The sequence below is a fragment of the Thermostichus vulcanus str. 'Rupite' genome, assembly GCF_022848905.1.
Taxonomy (GTDB): Bacteria; Cyanobacteriota; Cyanobacteriia; order Thermostichales; family Thermostichaceae; genus Thermostichus; species Thermostichus vulcanus_A.
In genome coordinates, this window is the sequence record NZ_JAFIRA010000005.1 from 1 (window position 1) to 6,293 (window position 6,293).

4 protein-coding genes are annotated in these 6,293 nt (G+C 55.8%); all 4 read right to left on the reverse strand.

The genetic code is table 11. The features are described 5' to 3' along the window. On the reverse strand, positions 1 to 319 hold a 319-nt coding region (locus tag JX360_RS03265; RefSeq protein WP_425244350.1), incomplete at its 3' end, for a helix-turn-helix domain-containing protein. 241 nt (positions 320 to 560) lie between these two features. Further along, a complete protein-coding gene (locus JX360_RS03270; protein WP_244349151.1) occupies positions 561 to 1,583 on the reverse strand; it encodes a M14 family metallopeptidase in 1,023 nt (340 codons plus the stop codon). 133 nt (positions 1,584 to 1,716) lie between these two features. Further along, on the reverse strand, positions 1,717 to 3,198 hold the full coding sequence (locus JX360_RS03275; RefSeq protein ID WP_244349152.1) for a glutamate-cysteine ligase family protein: 1,482 nt from the start codon (positions 3,196 to 3,198) through the stop codon (positions 1,717 to 1,719). A 265-nt stretch (positions 3,199 to 3,463) separates the two neighbouring features. Then, positions 3,464 to 5,659, reverse strand: a complete 2,196-nt coding sequence (katG, locus tag JX360_RS03280; RefSeq protein WP_279611207.1) for a catalase/peroxidase HPI — start codon at positions 5,657 to 5,659, stop codon at positions 3,464 to 3,466. Between the last annotated feature and the right edge of the window lie 634 nt (positions 5,660 to 6,293).

A 6,293-nucleotide genomic window follows, 5' to 3' on the forward strand; every position in this document is an offset into this window, starting at 1 on the left:
TCCAGCGTTTCCAGGCTTTGTCCAGTCGCATCAGGTTTTGCTGCTGGCAATCCGCATAGATGTCTTTGTATTCGGGAAATTGTTCTTTAGTGGCGCGTAACTCCGATGCTTGGGTGTAGTAATCAACCTCGTCCGGTACCTCCCCAACGGGCTCAGAAACAATGCTGCAACGGTCAATGGGACAACGGGTTCGATTTAGCCAGTCCAGTCGTTGACCCAACGCATAGTTCCAGTGCCGCCGCAACAATTCACCCCAGGTTTCTAGGGTCAAAGCTTGGCTGTCGGTCGGGTTAAGTTTGTACTGGTAAGTGAGTATCACAGGGTCAGCGTAGCTTAGTGTCATGACTCCAGGTCAGGCAATCTCCGGGGCATCGTTGGCGCAGCCTGCGCGAAGCGCATACCCCATCAATTGCCTCTCCTATCCCCCATCACTGCCAAGCTACACTGTGGCGGGAGTACCCCGGAGATTTTGATGGGGGTTTTGTTCCTGCATAGCCACAGGCGCAATGAAGGTGTCAGTGGTCTTGTCAGTTGCCGGGATCTGTGAACTTCAGCAAACCTCAACTCACCCAAGGATAACGCTCCATCAAGTAGCAAAGACAGTCTTGGCGAATGATGCGGCTATTCAAGGTCAACATGCCCGGCATCAGGGGTACAGCGGTGCGAATTTCGCCATCCTGGGCATAAAAGAAGCGATCCGCCACATCCTGACCCTGCTCATTTTGTACATCCAGATGGAAGCCATTGTTCGTCCAGCCAATACGGGTATGGGGGGGGATCTCCTGAAAATTAAGATGATCCAAATCTGGAGGAAAGCAAATGTGAGCTTGGGATCCGCCGTTGCTTTGCAGGGTCTCCGCATCTCCGAAACTAAAACTCACTTGGTCAGGGATTTTTACGATGGCCACACTGTGAAACAGGTCAATATCTTGGCTCAGGACGGGCCGCTGCGGGATCCCGGACAAATGTAAGCAAGCTTCTAAAAATTCGTAGGCATGTTGGGTGCCGTGGGGGTGATCCGGTTTGCCGCACTCCAAGGTTACCGCCGGACAAAAGTGACCAAAGGCCATACTTTGAACCCCTTCCGGCTTGGTGAAATACAGGACGGTACGACCAAACAATCCGGCCAGGTGTAAGCTAGGGGCATCGAGGTGATTGACACAGGCGTAGTGAGGGTTGGTGCCAGTGTTGTTGTGAATATCAATGCTGGCGAACACTCCCCGTTGCTGCATTTGCTGGATCACCGCTTGTGCCATCGCATGTTCGGGAGTGGAACCGGGGCCCCAAATACGGTTGTAGTCTGGTTGGCCGTCTAAGCGCCGTTGCCCCTGGCTAGCCGCCTGAACATTACCAATAAACAGGGACAGAGAACGAGGCAATTCCCGTTGCGTATAGCGGCTCAAAAGTCGCTGAATCGCTTGCCAGCCGGTGACTTCATTGCCATGTAACAGAACCGACACAAACAGAGCCGGATCCCGCCGCCCCGACAGATGAATTAAGGTCGGTCCACTCAATCGGTCGTAGAGCTGATGAGCATCCAGATCCAGAAGTGCGTCAGGTAAGTGGTCAAGGACGGTGAGCATATTGTTCGGCTAAGCACCCATTGCTTCAGAATGCTTGAACTGAGCTTGGCGAGGAAATTCTGGGGGGAGGGAGCGTGATTCAGTTTTGGATGTCACTCCCCTTTCTCGGTCGGATCCCAATTGCAGATCCCCATTAAGTCAGATCCCAAGTGTGTACTGGACGACCTTGGCGTTGCCGTTCCCAGTAGGCACAGGTTAATTGTTGCATATCTTTACCATGGCGGGCGACATAGCGACGCTGCCAAGTGGCTCCATTTTGTCCCGATTCGGTACGGGCACGGATAATCCCCAGGTATTCCTCTATATCAGCTTGGGCGAAGTTCAGGTCGGCCAACCCCTCGGCAGCCAACGGGATTAGTTCCTTGAGCAGCAACTGCTGCAGGGATCCCTGCCATCCGTTTAACCAGGTGATCGGGGCCTCCAATCCCAGTCGGGCGGCAGCATAAAAATTAGCTCGGCATTGCTCAAAGCTCAGATCCTGTTCGGGGGGAACCGCTTGGGATCCCAAGGCTTGGGTCAACCCGAAGTAAAGGGCGGCATTGGCGATCATGTCCGGTATCGTTGGCCCCGCCGCCACCACTCGCTGCTCGATACGCACATGGGGAACGGGATCCAACCCGATCAAAGGGCGATTCCAGCGCCAGATGGTGCCGTTGTGTAGACGCAGATGGGCCAGTTCCGACGGCGGGGATCCCAATTTTTGCGGCAGCAGCACCGGGTAGTGCCGCAGATTTTCCAAAAACAATTCCATCAGGGATCCCTGCACATAGCCTTGTCCGAGGGTGACGCGGGGGTAGTGGGTAGGGGAAAGGGGCGGTGGCCCATCCAAAGCCTGTTCAAACACAGGGATACGGGTTTCTGCCCACAAATTTTTCCCGAACAGATAAGGAGAATTGGCTCCAACCGCCACCAGTGGCGCCGCCAAAATCAAAGATGCATTGAAGAAGCGAGCGGCTTGATCTGGAGGAACTTGCAAATGGATTTGAAAAGAAGTGGTGGCGGCCTCCAGCATGATGTCGGGGTGCAGAATCCGCAGGTGATCATGCTCTCCCCCAGCGTCAGTAGTCGCCATCCCTTGAATATCTAGCCCAAGGAGACCTTGCCGGTGTTGGTGGAGCTTCAGGATCTGCTCGTTGAGGGCGAAGTACCGCTTGCGGGGGGAGATCATCGCCAGGGTGAGCTGTTCTTGCCGCACCGTGGGCAAAATGCCGATCATGATCAACCCCGATTCCAATTGGTCAGCCACTTGGCAACAGTGCTCCCAGGTTTGGCTGAGTTCTTGGTGAAACTGGTGCAGGGCAGATCCGGTCAACACCTGCGGCTGGCTGTTGATCTCCACATTGAACTGGGCCAGCTCCGGCACCACCAGCGGGTTATTCACGGCTTCCAGGTAAGACTGGTTAATCGGGTGGGGATCCCCTGTGGGGGTGATCAACCAGGCTTCCAGCTCAAACCCACCCACCAGGGATCCCTGCGCAAACGGTTGACAAGCCGAATCCAACTCTGAGGATCCCGCCAACCAACGGGCGAGCAGGTCGGTCTCCTGCTGCAGTTGAACGGTAAAATCCGCGAAATCTTCCGCACTAAAGTTGAGGGAGGCGATCTCCTGGCCCATCGAGAGAACTCCGCAGATTCCGTTTGTGCAGCGGTGCCTAGCACCCTGAATGACACCACTTTACAGCCCTTTCACAAACCACTGGTGAGAGTGCGCCGAGCAAGGTTGTGGTCAGGCAGGGATCCCTGCTGCAGACAACCCACAGCGGCACCGTACTCTTGTTTCCCAGAATCGTTTCCCAGAATCGGGGTGTTCTTGCCAAGGGATCCCGGTAACGGTCTCTAGCGTTGACCTACCCTCAGAATTGGCCCTGGCGGCCCCAACCCTAGGCCAGGTCAAACCGATCCAGGTTCATCACCTTGTCCCAGGCCGCCACAAAATCCTGCACAAACTTGGGTTCTGAGTCAGCACAGGCATACACCTCCGCCAGGGCGCGCAGCTCTGAGTTGGAGCCAAAAATAAGATCAACCCGGGTGCCCGTCCACTTCAGTGCCCCGGTTTTGCGATCCCGCCCCTCAAACACATCTTGCGCCTCAGAGGTCGCCCGCCAGGTGGTGCCCAAATCCAGCAGGTTCACGAAGAAGTCATGAGTCAAGGCTTCGGGTCGCTGGGTGAAAACCCCATGCCGAGTGCCCCCCACATTGGTATTGAGAACCCGCAGACCCCCCACCAGCACCGTCATCTCCGGCGCCGTCAGGGTTAGCAATTGGGCCCGATCCACCAGCAACTCCTCTGCCGAAAGGGTTAGGCCCGCTTTCAGGTAATTGCGGAACCCATCCGCCTTGGGCTCTAGGACTGCAAAGGACTCCACATCCGTCTGCTCCTGAGAGGCATCCGTCCGCCCTGGCTTGAAGGGTACCGTGATATCGTAGCCAGCCTTCTTGGCCGCCTGCTCCACACCGGCACACCCACCCAGCACGATCAGGTCAGCCAGCGAAACCCGCTTGCCACCCGACTGGGAGCTGTTGAACTCCTGTTGGATCCCTTCTAGGGTCTGTAGCACCCTTGCCAGTTGGGCCGGTTGGTTCACCTCCCAATCCTTCTGGGGGGCCAGTCGAATCCGTGCTCCGTTGGCGCCACCGCGCATATCGGATCCCCGGAAGGTGGAGGCTGAGGCCCAAGCGGTCGAGACCAGTTGAGAGACCGACAGCCCTGAGGCGAGGATCTTGCCCTTAAGAGCAGCGATATCCTGCTCATCGATCAATTCATGGGTAACCGGGGGTACCGGATCCTGCCAGAGAAACTCCTCTGCCGGGACTTCCGGCCCAAGATAGCGGGATCGCGGCCCCATATCGCGGTGGGTCAGCTTAAACCAGGCCCGCGCAAAGGCCAGTTCCAGCTCCTCGGGGTGCTCCAGGAAACGTCTGGCAATCGGCTCATAGACGGGATCCATGCGCATCGCCATATCTGCCGTGGTCATGATCGGGGCATGGCGCTTGTTGGGATCATGGGCATCGGGCACGGTACCTGCACCCGCACCATCCTTGGGGGTCCACTGATAGGCTCCGGCAGGGCTTCTCACCAGCTCCCACTCGTAGCCAAACAGGTTCTCCAGGTAGTTGTTGTCCCACCGGATCGGGTTGGTGGTCCAGGCCCCTTCGATGCCACTGGTGATCGTATCCGGGCCTTTGCCGGAACCAAACTGACTCATCCAGCCCAGCCCCTGCGCTTCGATGCTGGCGCCTTCCGGATCCGGGCCGACTAGGGATTTATCCCCCGCCCCGTGGCATTTGCCGAAGGTATGTCCACCGACGGTGAGGGCAACCGTCTCTTCGTCGTTCATGGCCATCCGCCCAAAGGTTTCCCGAATATCTCGACCCGCCGCTACCGGGTCAGGATTGCCATTTGGCCCTTCTGGGTTCACATAGATCAGGCCCATCTGCACCGCCGCCAGTGGATCTTCCAGTTGGCGGTCACCGGAGTAGCGCTTGTCCGCCAGCCATTCCCCTTCGGATCCCCAGTAGATGTCTTCTTCCGGCTCCCAAATGTCCGGGCGTCCACCGGCAAAGCCCAAAGTTTTGAAGCCCATCGACTCCAACGCGCAGTTGCCCGCCAGGATCATCAGATCCGCCCAGGAGATTTTCTGGCCGTATTTCTGTTTGATCGGCCAAAGGAGCATACGAGCTTTGTCGAGGTTGGCATTATCGGGCCAACTGTTAATGGGGGCAAAACGCTGGTTACCCGTACCACCACCGCCGCGACCATCCCCAATTCGATAGGTACCGGCGCTGTGCCAGGCCATGCGAATAAAGAGCGGCCCGTAGTGACCATAGTCGGCAGGCCACCAGTCCTGGGAGTGGGTCATCAGCTCGAACAGATCTGCCTTCAGGGCAGCATAGTCAAGGCTTTTGAACGCCTCAGCATAGTTAAAAGACTCACCCAAGGGATTGGACTTAGATGAGTGCTGCCGGAGAATGGCCAGATTCAGCCGATTGGGCCACCAGTCTCGATTGGAGGTGCCATGGCCGGCTGTGGCCTTCTGCACTCCGCTCATAAAGGGGCATTTGCTTTCGCCACTCATAGTAGTCTCCTATCAGATGTCAAGGTAAGGATTTTGTTTTGAGCTGAGGTCGATATTGCAAACAAATAACACATTGCTATCGGTAATGAGAAATCAGATCGGCAGGAAATACAATCAATTTCATGATTCGAAACGATGAGAAATAAATACAACTGTGTTGATCTTGCCAGACGATGTATTTACGAATCTGCACAACTGACAGGGCTTATCGCTTCTCAGGGATCCCCTCTCTACTCCGATAGGTGTAGCCTTTGCCCACAGAACATGCCGATTCTATAAGTCTCAGTCAAGGCTGGCGTGAAAAATGATGTAGGTTCACATTTTGAGAGTTTCGAGAGGGCAACTATCTACCTTAATTTAGATGATCAATCAAGGGTGAAAAAAATACATGAGACAGCAAGATTTGACCCATGCTTAAATATCCCTGACCTCTGCTCGGTCAGGATGGATCGTAAAAAATGGAGAGTAGGGAATAGGGAGGCTTCGCCCACGCATCCCTGACCTCTGCTCGGTCAGGATGGATCGTAAAAAATGGAGAGTAGGGAATAGGGAGGCTTCGCCCACGCATCCCTGACCTCTGCTCGGTCAGGATGGATCGTAAAAAATGGAGAGTAGGGAATAGGGAGGCTTCGCC